We start from the raw sequence: 12919 nt of genomic DNA on the forward strand, positions 1-12919 counted from the left end.
CATGGGCCTGCTACCGCTGACCGTCGCCCTCTACCTGGGCGATGATCACGGCTGGGTGGATGTGACGGATGATGTGCGGGTTGCTGCCGCCGATTCCGGCGGTGGGGTGACCATTGTCCGCGGCCGCGCGGCTGAGGCCACCGATGCGGATCCCACAATCTGCACCGTAACGTTGAAGAACGTCGATGGTAGTTACAGTCCCCGCAACCCGACCGGCAAGTATTACGGCCTCATCGGACGTAACACACCGATGCGGGTAAGCATGGGTCCATCCACGCGGGCGGTCGTTGAGGTCTCGAGTTGGCCACCTCGCTGGGATCGCTCCGGCGCCGATGTGTGGGTGCCGGTGCAGGGAGCCGGGGTACTGCGCCGCCTGTCGCAGGGCGCGGCCTCGCTGCGGTCGCCTCTGCGCCGCACGTTCATCAGCTACAACCCGGCGGCGTACCTGCCGCTGGAGGATGGCGTTGCCGCCGCGCGGCCCGCCAGCGCGGCCGATGGCATCGCCCACGGCACCAGCCGGGACGTGGAGTTCGGCGTTGACGTGGGCGCTGCGTTCGGTGGTACCGCCGCCGCCGCGCGGATGACCACCACCAAGGCGATGATCGCAACGCCTGTACGTGCCGGGACCGACGCCAATGGGCACTGGTCTGTCGGGTTCTACATGCGCCTAGCGACACAACCTCATTCCCCCTCCGGTCAATTGGTGATGCGGGTCCGCGTGACCGGCGGCTCGGTTGCCCGATACGAGCTGTCGGTCACTGACGGCTCGTACTGGTGGCGGGCCTACGATGCAGACGACAATGTGGTAGCCAACCGCAACGTGTTGTATGGCGCCGGTGCCGATCCCACCGGATGGGTGGCGCTGGCGCTGCAGGTCCAGACCGACCCAGTCGGAACCCGCTGGGCGGGGGTGTGGCATGGCGTCGGCGATAGCAATTTCTGGGCGACGGTGGCCGGCGGCGAAACCTTGGCCGGTCCTATCGGCCGCGTGACCTCAGTGGAGTTACACGGCTCGGAATACGCCCTCGATGCGCTGTTCGCCCACCTAATTGTCACCCCAACAGAGTTGCCGTTCGTGCGTAACGCTTTCCGGATCGTGTCGACCGGATTCGCGTCCGAGCGTGCTGGGGACCGGATTCTCCGCTTGACCGCCGAGGCGGGCGTAGCGGTCGAGATGGTTGGGGACCCCAGTCTCACCGAGTTGTGCGGGCCGCAGCGGGCGGCGCCGCTGGTCGAGCTGCTACAAAGCACAGCCCGCGTCGACGGCGGGATCCTGCAGGAGTCCCGGTCCGTGCTCGGCCTGGTATACCGAACCCGTCACAGCCTCTACAACCAAACACCCCTACCGATCAGCTACGCCGGACACATCAGTGAGCCGTTCGAGCCCGTCGACGATGACGACGCGGTCGTGAACGACGTGACGGTGTCTCGGGTCGGCGGTAGCTCGGCACGAGCAACCGCCACCAGCGGCCCCCTGTCCACCGCGGCACCGCCCCGTGGGGTCGGCATCTACGACACGTCGGTCCAGCTCGACGTCCACGACGACGGGCAGCTTCCCGACCAGGCTGGTTGGCGGCTGCATCTGGGCACCGTCGATGAGGCCCGATACCCCCAAATGCGGCTGGATCTGACCGCGCCCGGCTACGACGGCGACCTCGCTGCGGCGGTAGCCGCCGTGGATGCCGGCGATGTCCTGGCGCTCACTGACCTGCCGCCGTGGCTGCCGCCCGGCCCCACGGCCGCGATGGTGCAGGGATACACCGAGGTGCTTGACGCCGACCAGTGGGCAATCACCGTCAACGCCACCCCCGCCGCGCCGTGGGACGTGGCGGTCGCTGACGGCCCGCAGCGGGTCGGCGCGGACGGCTCCGCCATCGTGGCCGTGTCCGATTCCGCGCTGACCATGACGATGACCTCTACCGCCGTGAACGGCGCCTGGACCGTCGACCCGGCGGATTTCCCGATGGATCTCCGGGTCGGCGGGGAGCGTGTGACCGCCACCGGGATCACCGGCACCGGACTCACACAGACCGTGACCCTGTCCGCCCGCGCCGTTAACGGGGTCAGCCGCTCTTGGCCGGACGGCACGGAGGTGCAGGTGTGGGCACCGGCCGTTACACCGCTCTGATAGGAGGGAAGAAATGCCTGAGCTCATTACGTCCGGTCAACGGCTGACGCCGGCCCGTTTAAACGGGCGGCATTATGAAGAGACAACAACTGGATTTACAGTCGGCAGCGGTTTAACCCTACTGAATTTTCAGCTCCGCCGCACGGCCGGAGTCTGTGTACTCATCCTGCATTTAGCATTCGATACCGCGAGCAATCTAAGCTCGAATGGGAATTTGCCGGACCGCGCGTTGGGAACCCTGCCGCCCGGGTGGGGGCCGACCGGCCAGTCGGTTATGTGGTCCGGCGATACCGGCTACTACACCGTCACGGGCATCATTCACGCGTCCAACGGGGTCGTGGAAGCACGCGCCGCCGTCGGCGATATCGCGGCGGACACAAATCTGCGTCTGACCGCAACCTACATTAACTAGGAGGAATAGATGGCCGTGACCATTCCGCACCCAATCCCGGATGAGAATCCGGAGCAGCACATCGGGGTCCAGCTCCCGGATCCCTGGTCCGACCCCGAGCAAACCGACTGGCCAGTTGTGGAGGTGAACACCGATGGCATGGACCGTGGTGCCTAACCTGGATGAAGCCCGTGATCAGCTCAACCGGCGGTTCCCCGATCGGGACACCCGGTCGGACGGTTCGATCGGCGACACCTCACACCAGCGCTACCCGTCGAGCCACAACCCGGACCGCACCGGCCGTCCGGAGTATCGCGACGGCGACCAGCTCGACGAGGTACGGGCCCGAGACTTCGACGCCGACCTGCACGACCCGGGCGGGGTCACGATGGAGCAGGTCGTGCAGCTGTGGGTGACACTCGCCCGCTCCGGCGCCCTGTGGTGGGTGCGGTACATCATCTACCAGGGCCGGATCTGGCACCGCCGCCACAACTTCGCCACCCGCGCCTACACCGGCTCTAACCGGCACACGACCCACTGCCACGTGAACTCTGACTTCACCCAGGCCGCCGACACGGTGCGGCGTACGGACTGGCAGCTGGACCAGCTCGCCGGGACGGCACCGGTGCGGCCGGCGCCCGGGCCACCGGTGGCGTTCCCCCTGCCAAGCGGCTACTACTTCGGCCCGCGCTCAGGCGGTGACAGGTCGGTGTCGGGCTACTACCGCCGGAAGTTTGGCGACCGTACCGACCGTCACTGGCTAGGGGTGTGGACCACGCAGCTGGTCCGCCGCGGCTGGCCCGCCGGCAAGGGCAAGCGCTACCTGCGCACGGCCGGCGCCGATGGCCTGTATGGGCCGGAGTACCGGGAGCTGATCAAAGCATTCCAGGCCGATCAGGGCCTCACCCGCGATGGGCTACTGGGCCGCAAAACCTGGGACGCCGCCTACCGCAACCCGGTGACGTGAGCAATCAAATCTGGCCGCTGCTCGTCGCTCTGGCGAGCGCCGGCACTGTCGTTCACGTACTCGACCGGTGGCGCTACCGGCACCGGCCGGCGCTTGACGTCGCGCAGCTCGCGCAGCAGGTCAGCGCGGAGGCCGTTGCGCAGTCCCGCGCCGAGCTGGGTGAGGCGTACGCAGACGCAGCCGCAGCCAGGAAAGAGGCTCGCTCCGCCTGGGCGGAAGCCACTAGTCTTCGGCTCGAACTGGCCGAGGCCCGAGAAGAGCTCGGCGCCGCACGTGTCGAGATTGCACGGCTAACTGCCGCCCTGTCTACGGTTCGCTCTAGCTCGGCGGGATGAGCAACTCCCGACATGATGATCGCCGACGTCCTCCCGGCGGTCTGACCCGAAAAGCAACGGGCCGGGGTCTTGTTGACCAACCGGCACCGGCTCAACCGCGGCGGTAACCGAGACGCCAACCGCGCCCTTTACATCCTGGCGGGCCTCTCGGCCAGTGATGGTCTTATCGAACGGGCTCGCGGACACCGCGACCGCAGTCAGGGCACTCCCGGCCTGAAAGCCCCATCATCACCTCGCGATATCCGCCACGCGAACTGCCCGCCTACGGCGCCAGAGCATGACGTCAGCGACCACAACCGGGACCATGGCCGCACCTCCCACCAGAACCTTGACGCCGGTGGGGGCGTCCCAAACAAGCCCGACGACCACGAGAGTCAGAAGACTCAACAGGTAAACGATGTTCCAAGGGCGCGCCATGTCGCCCAACGTAGCAACTGGAAGCATCGACGAACGCCCGGATTGCCACTGCCCTCGGCCGAACTCCTGCACTGAGCACTTGACCCATAGGAGCATCGCCGAGCCGGGCCGAGACCGGCGTGCCAAGCCGGACAGCTCGGCCAGGATCAGCCGCTGTCGCTGCGGCAGTGACGGCACGTTCACCATCCCCGACCCCACCCAGGAGGAACCCCGATGACCCACGACTACCTGATCAGCGTGATTCGTACCGCTGTCCCTGCCGCCGTCGGCGCCGCCCTCGCGTGGCTCGCTGCGGAGGCGGGGATCGTGCTCGACGCCGACTCGTCCACCGCCCTCACAGCCGGTGTGGTCGCGTTGACGATGGGCGCCTACTACGCCGCCGTCAGGGCCGCAGAGGCGCGCTGGCCGCGGCTGGGTGTCCTGCTGGGCACGCCGGCAGCGCCGAAGTACGAGGCGCCGGTGCGGTAGGGTCGTCTATGCGGTGCCGCCGGCGCCGACCAAGCCGCGCGACCCCGTCTGACGAAAGAGCCCCCGGGCTCTGGCCATGCATGGCCTAGTTGGGCGGGGGTTCGTGCTGTAGACAACGCCCCGCCTGACCGTAAGGCCAAGCGGGGGCGTCTCGTCGTGTCCTATGCCGAGCAAATGAGCGTTCCGCCTGCTGCCAGGGTGGCCAAGGCTGTTACGGATTACCATTCCAAGTAAGTTACCATTCCAAGTAAGTTACCTGGATGACTACACGCTTTTGACAGGCAACCCCTACTTTGCTAATTTGAAGTAATGACAGACTCTCTTTCGGATTTACCAATTGAATATCTAGAAATCAAATCTGAACCAACCATCGGGGGCTACCCCGCCTCGAAGTGGGATGCACTATTCCTCGAAATTGGCCAAAGAAGCAAGGAACAGATGGACCGAGCAGGATTAGCGGCCGCTAAGCCGGTCATGGTAAACCTCGGAAACGAACGCGTAGACTACATGAGGCGAGCCGTTCGCCGCGCAAGCTCCCACCTTAAAATGCGCAGCCGAGGGTGGCGCGTCGGTACAGTAGTCAAGGAAGGCAATCTGTACATTTATGTGCGCCCACGTTAAACCTCACCCTTAGTAACACCTTAGAAACGCTCGACTATCAAGCACAACTCATGGTTGCACGTGTCGACTGGCGACACAAACGCCCCGCCTGGCCTCACGGCCGGGCGGGGCGTTTGTTGCGTCCAGGTGCGCACGGTCATTGCCACCCGCTATCCGATACGACGACGGTGCGGGACACCAGCCGCCCCTGGATGCCCCGCCCCGACAGCAACTCCTCGAGGTAACGCTCGGCGCGCTCGCGGTCCGGGGGCGGGCGCCAAGTAGGGGCCGTAGATCCCCTCGAATTCGATACCCCAGGCCGTGTACGTCCCTGCGGGCAACTGCCGGATCACGGCGAGGATGTCCTGGGAGGTGAGCTGGTAGTCGGACATTGCAGGCTCCTTGTGGTGGGGGTTTGTGGTGGCGGACCCGCGCGTCGGTGGTTCAGGACCAGTCGACGTCCGCGCCGTGCTCGACCGCCCAGGACGCCAGACGGCGAAGGTCGGTGAGCCGCTCGGCCAGGTAGCCGGGCCTACGCCCCTCGCTGGTCCAGCGCCCCTCGGCCACTTCGGGCCGTCCGACGGCATCCGTGGTGGTGCCGATCAGGGCGAGGGCGAGCAGCACGCGGCCGAGGAAGTCCGGGCCGGTGGTGGTCCCCCAGTCGCCGTCGAACGTGAGGCCGAGCAGGTCGAGAACCTGCTTGGCGTTGCCGGTGGCCATGTTGACCTTCGGCGATCCGGTGGCGCTGGCGGTGATGGTGATGGACATGGGGGCCTCCCTGGGTTGGGTTGGGTGTTCGCGCTGCCCTTCGCGCCCGTGGCGCTGGGGTGGCCCCCGATGTCCCGCTCGCGCGGGTCCGCTGTGGAGTTGTGGTGGTACATCCCCTTTTAAGGGGCGACGAGTGGGCCAGATGGGCCTAGTGGCCTGCCCTACCCACAAAGTTAGCGGGTACCCGCTAAACCTGTCAAGCGGATACCCGCTAGAATCTTTGGCATGTCAGACCCGCTCGCCCCACTCGACGAGCTGCGCGCGCAGCTCGCCCAGGCCGATACACCCGCCCGGCGGGCGCAAGTGCTGACTGAGATCCTCGCCGCCTGGCCGGACCTGCACCGTGCCGTGGCGGCGGAACGCCGCCGTCAGATCGGCAAGGCCCGGAGCAAGGGTCTGACATGGAGGGAAATCGGCGACGAGATGGGCATCCATCCGTCCTCGGCATCGAGGGTGTACCACGAGTCCGACCGGCAGGGACGTGACCAGACCTAACGACCTGTATACGACAGCGCCCCGCCTGGCCTCACGGCCGGGCGGGGCGCTTCGTCGCATCCGGGGCTACCCCGTGCGGTCTTCAAGGTCGGCGCACAGCTCGGCGTACGCCTCGGCCAGCGCCGCGTCGACTGTCCCCGGCGCCCACGGCTGGCCGCACCCGAGGTAGGCGCGGGTTTGCGCGTCCTCCCGGGACAGCGTCGGCTCGCCAGACGGGGCCAGGTCTAGGTACACCTCGTACGGGTCGACCGTGTCCGCGGCCGGCTCTGCGGAGGCCGCGGGTGCCTGTGATGGTGACGAGGTCGGCGTGTCCTCGCTGTTGAGGTAGAGGGCCGTGCCGGCGATACCGGCACCCAGTGCAGCTACTGCCACAGCAGTGATCACGATCGGTGTGCGGGTCACTATCGCACCGTACGCTCGGCCGTCACACCAGGCCCGCGGTGACACGCGCTGACCAGGGGTGCAGCAGTGCTCACGGCAGCCGCCATGTTCGTCGGAGGGGTCAAGCTGGTCATGGGATGAGGCTCCATCGCTGCGTGCTGGACGGGCTATCCACCCACAGCGTGTGATGACCCTCGTCGCTTACGGTGAGGCCGAGTTGCTCAACCTCGGGACGGCCGGCTCGGACCCAACGGCGGTACGCGTTGTGCACATCTCCCCAAACGGGCCCTACCTCGGTTAACCGACCACGCCCGGCGCGCGCCCAGGAACCCGTGCGGTTGGCGTAGATGTGCTCGGCCTGGTCCCCGTTGCCATCCGGTCCGGAGATGGTGATCTGCACGATGCTGGGACAGTTCAGGTGCAGCCAGGCCACGAAGCTGTCGACCCTCAGGTCGGCTGGGACGTCTGCTTGGCTCCCGTTGTGGAGGGCAGCAGCAGAATCGAACGCAGCTTCCGGGACCATCGCCGCGGCGGGGTCGGCTCGAGAGATCATGAAGGCCGCCCGGGAGGGCAGGAAGCGACCTGAGGCTGTCGCGCCACGCTGGTCGAGCCGGAGCGCGACGAGTCCGAGGCCGAGGTTAGCGACGATGACGCCCCCTGGTACGCATTGGCGCAGCCACGCGGCTGGGACTCGTTCGATGCCGTAGGTGGCGATGATCCGGTCGTACGGTCCCTGCTCGTGCCAGCCTGCCGCGCCGTCACCGACCCGCAACGCGGGGTGGTAGCCGGCTCGCGCGAGTGCGGCGGCGGAGGCGGCCGACAGGGCCTGGTCGTACTCGACCGTACGCACCCGGTTGTCGCCGAGCCGATGGCACAGCAGGGCCGCGTTGTAGCCGGTGCCGGTGCCGACCTCCAGCACGGTGTGACCCGGGCTGACGTCAAGCGCCTCAAGCATGATCGCCATGACAGACGGCTGACTGGATGCGCTGGTCGCGGTCCCGGACGAGTCGACCTGAGTCACCAGGGAGGAATCGGAATAGCAGACAGCCAACCAGTGGCCACGCTGCCCGGGGTCCGTGCTGTCGAGCCGTTCTAGGCCGGCGTTGGTGCGGTGCCAACAGGTGGGGACGAACAGGTGCCGCGGCACCTGCTCGAACGCTGAGATCCATGCCGGCGACCGGAGGGCACCGGCGGTGGTGAGTTTGGCAGCCAGCTCGTGTCGGGGCCCTGCCGTCGGGTCGATCATGTGCGCTCCCTACTCAGTTCGGCGGCTATCGCTGCGGCGATCGGTAGGCCGGTTTCCTGTTCGATCCATCCCCATTGCCCGTTCGGGTTGATCTCCAGGAACACCCAATCCGCATCAGGTGTAACGATGAAGTCGATCGCCCCGAAGCGCAGGTCAAGCGCGGCCATGAACCGGCGGACCGCCGCATCCACCCGTGGTGGGACAGCGATGGGCTGGTAGGTCAGGGCGTCGTAGTCCGAACGCCAGTCCAGAGCGGCGGCGTCTGAGTGCGTGTCAATCCGCGCGGCGAACAGGGCCTCGCCGGCAACGGTTAGACGCACCTCGTACGCCTTGGCCACCTGCTCTTGGAGTAGGTGGGCGGTGTGGGCTATCCCTGGGTCGCCCGCCTGCTCGACCGTAACCGTGCTGGTGGTGTGCAGCAGCCCGGCGTCTTTCGGGCTACCAGTGAGCGTCTTGTAGATCAGCCCGCCGGGGCAGGACTCGGCGAACGTCCGGGCGGCGGAGGGAACGTTGGTGATGATCGTTCGGGGCGTCGTCATCCCCGCCTGATGGGCCAACGAGAGTTGCCGTGGCTTGAAGTCGGCGGCGGCGACCCGATCGGGACGGTTAACCCACACTGCCGGCAGCGAGGTGAGGACACCCCCGAAACCGTGGAGCGCTTCGTCGGACGCCCATGCCCGCTCCTCATCGGACATGCCATCCGGCAGCGCAAATTGGGTGGGTCGCCGGTAGTAAACGGCGCTGATATCGGACAGCCGCACCGTCCGGTGCTTGCCGCACAGGGCTCCGATCCAGGCGCCATCCCATGTCGCAGACAAGTGCAGACGCTGCGGGAAGTCGGCGGTGTCAAAGCGGACCACCTCTGCGCCCGTGTCGTGGAGATGTTTGATCACCGGGTCCACGGTGATGTCGAGAGGGTGGGTGAGGATGAGGACTGCCATGTCCGTCCTTCCGAGAGTGCGGCGGGGTGGCGGGCGGCGGCCCGCCACGTGATGACCGTGGCGGGCCGCCCACTGCTGGTCAGTCCTTGTCGTCCCAGAGCTGGCCATCCTCGCGGGTCTGCCGCACGGTCGCCGCGAGTGGGCCGCCAAGCTCGGCGTACGGCACGCCGTTGACGGTCGCGACCTGGCGCTCGTCGTCGTAGGCGACGCCGGTCAGGTCCAGGACGTTGCCGGCCGGCATCGGCCGAGCCTGACCGAAACCGAACGACACCGGTGCTGCCGGGGCGACGGTCGGAGACTCAGTACGCGGACCTCGGTGCAGCCGCAGCGGGGTGGAGCTCAACATGATGATTCCTTTCGTTCGCCGGCCGCCGTGTGCGGCCGGTCGTCTACTGGTTGTGCGGCACGACCCCGTCGCATCTGACGTACAACTGGCGACGGCGCACCGCAGTGCCCGCACCGTTCAGCTCGTAGCCCTCCAGCCATAGCCAGCCCTCGTAGGTCGGCCGATCAAGGACCCGAATCACCCGAACCGTGATCGGGCGAACGAACTGCGGAGAGGCACGCCGGTCGAGACGGATTGCGTCCCCCGCCCGCAACCTGTAGCCGGGCGCCGCCGGCCTAGCTGCGACCTGAGCCATAGCCGTCAACGCCTACTCCCGGCCCGCTGCGGGGGCGCCCAGTTGCCCTGACCTACCGAGGTCAGGTAGCCGTAGGCGGTCTCGGTGGGCGGGCACGGCCACGCGGAACCGCAGATCGGGCACCGGTCCACCCGCGGCCAGTGCTCGGTGATGATCCGCCGAGCGGACACGATCATCCGGTTGCGTAGCTGGACCGTCGACAGGCTGGCCGGGCTGGGCCGGGCACCGGTGGCCATCACCGCTGGTTGGCCCGTTGCCGGGCAAGCGGGGTCAGCAGTGGCCGGTTGTCGAAGATGACCGTCGGCTGGTTGTGCAGCGGGGAGTAGGCGCCGGCCCGCGCGGCGTACCGGGTGGCGGGGCCGACCGCGTCCAGCTGTGCGGGCCGGCGCCGGCGGAGTCGGCGGAGTAGCCGGATCATGCGCGTGCTCCCTCGATCGGGTCGAGGCGGCGTTTCACCACCCAGGATGATCCTGTGGTGACACCGAGCTACTTGTCAGGATGGGCGCTGTCCGTTACCGGGTAGCGGACAGGCGGCGGACAGCCTCGGTAACCTGCCCAGCCAGCGCCCGTGACGCGGTGGCATCGGCGATAGCGCGAGCCTCATCGAGCACCTGCCGGGCGGTGCTCGCATCCCCGGCCTGCCCGTGCGCCACCGCGAGGTGCACCAGATGCCGGCCGTGCCAGTCCGATCCGCGGGCGTCCTCACTCGCCTCGGCGACCCCGGCGGTCAGCAACCGCAGGGCCCGATCGTTGGCCCGGTCGTCCCGGGCGCCCAGGTACCGCCACACAATCCCCTGCTGCACAGCGAAAAACGCGGGCGTGTACCAGTAGCCCCACGGCGACAGGGGCTGGCCGATGGCCTGCTTAGCAAGATCGGCAGCCTCACTTAGGAGGCCGACTACCTCGCGTGGGTGGGCGTTGGCCATGGCTAGGCCGCGGGCGCCCTGCCCGGTGGAGTATGCGCGTAGCGCGGTGTGGACCGCATCGTCTCGGCGGGCCGCCCCGGACAGGCCGATCATGGTTGGCAGGTCCCCGCGCCCCTCGGCCTGGTGGCCCTGAAACGAGAGCACAGCAGCGATCAAATCTTGATTTCCGGCCTCGGTGGACCATTGCAGCGCGCGCCCGAGCCACATTGTGGCGGCGCGGTCATCACCGGTGGCAATCCCTAGCCACCCGGCGAATTGGGCCCATTGCGCGGCCATATCCACAACCGCCGGCCGGACCTGGTGGCCGGCATCTCGCAGCAGGGACACAACGGTGTCGAGCTGCACTCGGACCGGGTCGACAACCAGAGTCGACCCGATGCTGTCCTCCAGGCGCCGGTAGCTGGCGAGCAGATCGGCCAGGGCATCCACGGCGCCGTGATCGACCCGGCGGGGATGCCGGGCCGCGTATAGGACGCGGTCCTCAGGGCTGGGCATGTCGGCGACGAGAGCGGCCAGGGCCCCGCCGGCGGCCAGGGCGTCGTCCAGGCGCACGGCGACGTCCACTGTTGGCCGGGTCCGGCCGGTCTCCAGCTGGTGCAGCAAGCTTTTGCCGTAGCTGACCGCCACACCTAACTGCCGCAGTGTCAGGCCGCGATCTTCGCGCCGCTGGCGCAGCTCGGCGCCGAATCTCGGATCCACGATGGTGCGTGTCGGCGCCGGCATCGGTTCTCCCAGGTAGCGGTCTGGGTGGCGGGCGCCGACCGCTACAACCGGCGCCCTGCCGCCATCGACGGTACTCCCCGCCCGCACGTCATGCAGTCAGTGAACGAGATAGAGAGGGCGCACCTCGACCCGGAGTTGCCCACCGACGACAGCGGGATCCGCAGTGGCAATCCTGGTAGCCTCCGGGACCGGGCGGTCATAGATGACAACCCCGAGCAGCATCTCCTTCAACAGCCCCGCCCCGTTGTGCATCGGGCCAGCCACGATAGCGGCACCCGAGGCGACCTGCTCACGCATGTGGCGGATGTGTCCTGGCGCGTTTTCCTGCTGATAGATTGGCAGATCACGGTCCCATTTGGGCCCTGCATATACGAGGACGGCACTAGTCAATGGATCACTCATGCGGCACATGATGACATTTGCCGGACGGGTATAGCCAGAGTCAAGTGGTTGCCCTTCTGGTGCACACTGGGACAGACCTGGTCGGCTGAAAGGTCCGTCAGTTCGGGAGGCTGGTACCCGTCCGGGTACTCAAACACGACGATGCGGCGGCCGTCCTCTGGGCCCATGGGTGAAAGGATCACCATGTCGAGGGGCACTCCAGGGTCGCTGAGCCCCTTGCCTGGCTCGCGGAAGAAGCGGCGGACAGTGGGTGGGTCGATGTTGATTAGCGGGTCAGCGGTCCAGCGCACCTCGAAATCGGGATAGCCGCGCATACCGGAAAGAAACGCATCGAAAGCGGCGACGCCTTTTAGGGCAGCGGACAGAGCCCTTACCCGGGCTACGAATTCTTCCGCGAAACGATTCCAGTGAACGAAGACGTGCCGGGCGTGGGGGTGCCCGAAAATCCATTTACCGATGTTGCGATCAGCCGGCGGCATGGCTCCGAAATCGACAAACCATTGCGCTACCGCGCGGTTGGCGGCCAGGACGCGCCAGGCGGCGTCGGTGACGTATGCGGGATAGGGCAACGCATAGACCATTCGCGCCAAGCCGGAATCGTGGCCGGCTGCGAAGGATGTGGCAGGTCGCGCGGTGCCCACGGCGGCCCGCCACAGTGTGTGGCGCTCATCGGCGCTGAGGTGGAGCAGGTCGCCGAGGCTGTCGAGCTGCGCGCCGCTGGGCCGGACGCTCCCTGCCTCGATGCCGGCGTAGGTGCGTAGGGAGCAGCCGGCTGCCGCGGCGATGTCCGCCTGTGTCACCCCGCCACGTCGGACGCGGGGCGGTAGTCCGAGCGAGGCGGGGGGTACTCGGTTGCGCCAGTGGCGGAGCAGTGCACCGACCAGAGTTTCACCCATCCTGCGACCCCTATTTCGCGAATCATGTTGCTTGCAAATTCATTGCAAGCAACATGATTCATCTTTTTGTGGTTGCCGCCAACGGGTTAGATGGGAAACCCCGCCGGGCGAGTCCATCGAATCGACACGCCGTGAGAAGTCTTCCAATTTGTTCGTACGCATGTTCGACTGACTCGCTCCCGACCGGCACTCAC

The 12919-nt window shown here is 67.2% G+C and carries 16 protein-coding genes and 1 pseudogene; 6 read left to right on the forward strand and 11 right to left on the reverse strand.

The window, feature by feature from the left end; genetic code table 11:
- Position 1: 1 nt before the first annotated feature.
- The 5 genes from H0524_RS21475 to H0524_RS21495 all read left to right on the forward strand — a co-directional run bounded on the left by H0524_RS21475 (position 2) and on the right by H0524_RS21495 (position 4706).
- Entirely contained in the window at positions 2–2128 is a 2127-nt protein-coding gene (locus tag H0524_RS21475; RefSeq protein WP_255436148.1) for a hypothetical protein, read from the forward strand.
- A gap of 13 nt (positions 2129–2141) precedes the next feature.
- The gene (locus H0524_RS21480) at positions 2142–2540 is read left to right on the forward strand and encodes a hypothetical protein (RefSeq protein WP_180200268.1); all 399 of its coding nucleotides are present in this window, start codon (positions 2142–2144) and stop codon (positions 2538–2540) included.
- A 133-nt stretch (positions 2541–2673) separates the two neighbouring features.
- Complete coding sequence (locus tag H0524_RS21485; protein ID WP_180200269.1) at positions 2674–3486, forward strand: peptidoglycan-binding protein; 813 nt, start codon at positions 2674–2676, stop codon at positions 3484–3486.
- Positions 3483–3821 carry a phosphohistidine phosphatase gene (locus H0524_RS21490; protein ID WP_309225191.1) on the forward strand — a complete coding sequence of 113 codons (339 nt, stop codon included), beginning with the start codon at positions 3483–3485 and terminating at the stop codon, positions 3819–3821. Before H0524_RS21485 ends, H0524_RS21490 begins: the two co-directional genes overlap by 4 nt.
- 630 nt (positions 3822–4451) lie before the next feature.
- The gene (locus H0524_RS21495; protein WP_180200270.1) at positions 4452–4706 is read left to right on the forward strand and encodes a hypothetical protein; all 255 of its coding nucleotides are present in this window, start codon (positions 4452–4454) and stop codon (positions 4704–4706) included.
- Positions 4707–5750: 1044 nt separating this feature from the next.
- Here the strand turns inward: H0524_RS21495 and H0524_RS21500 are convergent.
- Entirely contained in the window at positions 5751–6074 is a 324-nt protein-coding gene (locus H0524_RS21500; RefSeq protein ID WP_180200271.1) for a hypothetical protein, read from the reverse strand.
- 225 nt (positions 6075–6299) lie between these two features.
- On the opposite strand from H0524_RS21500, the gene H0524_RS21505 reads away from it, so the two are divergent.
- Positions 6300–6569 carry a helix-turn-helix domain-containing protein gene (locus H0524_RS21505; protein ID WP_180200272.1) on the forward strand — a complete coding sequence of 90 codons (270 nt, stop codon included), beginning with the start codon at positions 6300–6302 and terminating at the stop codon, positions 6567–6569.
- 66 nt (positions 6570–6635) lie between these two features.
- Here H0524_RS21505 and H0524_RS21510 read toward each other — a convergent pair whose 3' ends face one another.
- From H0524_RS21510 to H0524_RS21550, 10 genes and pseudogenes are all read right to left on the reverse strand, one after another.
- Positions 6636–6971, reverse strand: a complete 336-nt coding sequence (locus H0524_RS21510; RefSeq protein ID WP_309225192.1) for a hypothetical protein — start codon at positions 6969–6971, stop codon at positions 6636–6638.
- Between the two features lie 109 nt (positions 6972–7080).
- A complete protein-coding gene (locus tag H0524_RS21515; RefSeq protein ID WP_180200273.1) occupies positions 7081–8196 on the reverse strand; it encodes a protein-L-isoaspartate(D-aspartate) O-methyltransferase in 1116 nt (371 codons plus the stop codon).
- A complete protein-coding gene (tgmB, locus tag H0524_RS21520) occupies positions 8193–9137 on the reverse strand; it encodes an ATP-grasp ribosomal peptide maturase (RefSeq protein ID WP_180200274.1) in 945 nt (314 codons plus the stop codon). Before tgmB ends, H0524_RS21515 begins: the two co-directional genes overlap by 4 nt.
- Positions 9138–9216: 79 nt before the next feature.
- Positions 9217–9483 carry a hypothetical protein gene (locus H0524_RS21525; protein WP_180200234.1) on the reverse strand — a complete coding sequence of 89 codons (267 nt, stop codon included), beginning with the start codon at positions 9481–9483 and terminating at the stop codon, positions 9217–9219.
- Positions 9477–9778, reverse strand: a pseudogene (locus H0524_RS25510) (hypothetical protein). Before H0524_RS25510 ends, H0524_RS21525 begins: the two are co-directional and overlap by 7 nt.
- A 5-nt stretch (positions 9779–9783) precedes the next feature.
- Complete coding sequence (locus tag H0524_RS21530; protein ID WP_180200275.1) at positions 9784–10014, reverse strand: hypothetical protein; 231 nt, start codon at positions 10012–10014, stop codon at positions 9784–9786.
- On the reverse strand, positions 10014–10196 hold the full coding sequence (locus H0524_RS21535) for a hypothetical protein (RefSeq protein ID WP_180200276.1): 183 nt from the start codon (positions 10194–10196) through the stop codon (positions 10014–10016). The genes H0524_RS21530 and H0524_RS21535 overlap by 1 nt, the downstream gene beginning before the upstream one ends.
- 94 nt (positions 10197–10290) lie before the next feature.
- Positions 10291–11427 carry a helix-turn-helix transcriptional regulator gene (locus H0524_RS21540; RefSeq protein ID WP_180200277.1) on the reverse strand — a complete coding sequence of 379 codons (1137 nt, stop codon included), beginning with the start codon at positions 11425–11427 and terminating at the stop codon, positions 10291–10293.
- 96 nt (positions 11428–11523) lie between these two features.
- Entirely contained in the window at positions 11524–11838 is a 315-nt protein-coding gene (locus tag H0524_RS21545) for a YciI family protein (protein WP_309225193.1), read from the reverse strand.
- Positions 11826–12725 carry a helix-turn-helix domain-containing protein gene (locus H0524_RS21550; RefSeq protein ID WP_180200278.1) on the reverse strand — a complete coding sequence of 300 codons (900 nt, stop codon included), beginning with the start codon at positions 12723–12725 and terminating at the stop codon, positions 11826–11828. The genes H0524_RS21545 and H0524_RS21550 overlap by 13 nt, the downstream gene beginning before the upstream one ends.
- Positions 12726–12919 lie beyond the last annotated feature (194 nt).

The organism is Salinispora sp. H7-4 (assembly GCF_013416675.1).
Taxonomy (GTDB): domain Bacteria; phylum Actinomycetota; class Actinomycetes; order Mycobacteriales; family Micromonosporaceae; genus Micromonospora; species Micromonospora vitiensis.